Genomic DNA, 1,890 nt, shown 5'->3' with positions numbered 1-1,890 from the left:
TTTCTATATTAAGTAAACTTAGCATTCTGACTCCGGCAAGCTCGAAATCTCCTATTTGGACCGACCCAAAAGTTTCCGCTAGCCTTACACCTATATAGCTGTTTAAAGAGAACTCGGCAGCAAAAATGAACATGGACCCAACGACTACCTGAACGAAAGGTTTATCTTGAAAGGCAATTTTATAATTATGTATGAGATCAACAAAAACATTTTTGTGCTGCTTTTCTAAAAGCGTATTATGTCCATCCACCAACCAAATTTTATATGCGATTGGAAGGCATAAAGATGTAAAAGAGAGTAACGTAAACAATTCTATTTGATGGTTTAAATATAGTAATCCTCCTAATGCAGCCCCTATAGCCATGGACAAATTGGTAAGCCAGTAATCCAGCGCATATACTTCTTTTCGATTATCAGGAGTAGTAGAATCGATGATGATTGCATGCATGGCAGGCCTCCCTAAACTGCTTGTAATAATATATAGCGTATAAGCAATTGCGAACATCCAAATGATATTAGATTTAGGTAGCAAGCTCATGGTCATGCAAACGAACATACATCCACTTAAAAAGGACGTGATCACTAATAATCCCTTTCTTGGTAAACGGTCAGAAATATATCCTCCAATTAGGCTGATTAAAAAACTTACACATACTGTACCTATTAAAAATAAACCCGCCCAGACCTTACTCATCTCTTGAGCAAAGAACAATGCCATAAAAGGCATAACAGCAGATGAAACTGCTCTATTAAAAAAAGATGTAATCAATCGGACCTTAATATTCTGTGGGTAGTTTTTCCATTTCATGTTGTACTCCTCCTCTGTATTTAGTATATTAAACTAGACTTTTTAATATAAAAATGGACAAATTGACAAAAGTTGTCCACTTATAGAGGTGTATGAGATGGATCGTTCATTATTAACCCTTTGGAACACTGTTCCCTCTGGCAGCATAAAGCAGGAGGAAATCGCAACTATTATAGGCTTCAGCACTAAGCAAACAAAGCGATATATTGAAAGATGGTCTTCAGAGGGATGGATAAAATTTATTTCTGGTAAAGGAAGAGGGAATTCCTCGCATTTAACGTGGTTAAAAAATGTTGAGGCTTGCTTCGAGGAGCAAGTCATGCAGATTTTAGAACATGAAAGTGCAGAAATAAGCAGCAAATACTTAATGTTTGATTGGTCGACAGAATGTCGCCAAAGACTAATGAAAAAATTCCGAAACAAAATTGGCTTTAAGCAACAAATAAACGACAAGCTTATTGTTCCAAGGAAAAATCCTTTTCTCACACTTCACCCACTAAAAGCAGCAGACGCAAATAGTGCTAATATTGTTGCTACGGTATACAATCGTCTAGTTTCTGTTGATGAAAGTGGAATAGTATCTCCAGAGCTTAGTCATAGCTGGGATATGACAGACTCGAAGCTTCGTCTATACCTAAAAAAGGATGTTGCTTTTCATGACGGTTCTATCCTCACTGCAGAGGATGTAGTATATTGCCTTCGGAAACTTAAAAATGATCCGCAATTTCGTTTGCTCTGCGAGCCAATTAAACAAATAGAGGCAATTACTCCTCTAATAGTTGATATTACATATCCGACAGGTTGTAGCTACTGCTTGCAGCTTTTAGGAAGCATGAATGCCAGTATTTATAAGGAGCATTTAGACTTTGTTTATGGGACAGGCTGCTACTATGTTGAGGAAAATGGTCCATCCATTACTACATTAGTTGCATTTAAGGACTTTTACGGCGAAAGACCCCTTTTAGATACAATAGAATTTGTTCAAGTTCCAGAGGATTTCGAAAATGTATATCGCACGTCCTCCAATCAGCAAACCTATTTTCCAATTGAAAGTGACTCAGGCTTCGGGGCAGTATTAATTA

General features: G+C 37.2%; 2 protein-coding genes. One reads left to right on the top strand and one right to left on the bottom strand.

All coding sequences use genetic code 11. From position 1 onward, the window contains the following. On the bottom strand, positions 1 to 808 hold an 808-nt coding region (locus AC06OU_RS03295; RefSeq protein WP_475853962.1), incomplete at its 3' end, for an MFS transporter. A 97-nt stretch (positions 809 to 905) separates the two neighbouring features. Here AC06OU_RS03295 and AC06OU_RS03290 point away from each other — a divergent pair. Further along, positions 906 to 1,890 (top strand): ABC transporter substrate-binding protein (locus AC06OU_RS03290; protein ID WP_475853960.1); only part of this gene is annotated, 985 nt, incomplete at its 3' end.

The sequence above is a fragment of the Psychrobacillus sp. genome, from assembly GCF_056205495.1.
Note: the sequence above shows the minus strand (reverse complement) of the source record. Positions and strands in the feature narration are given on the sequence as shown.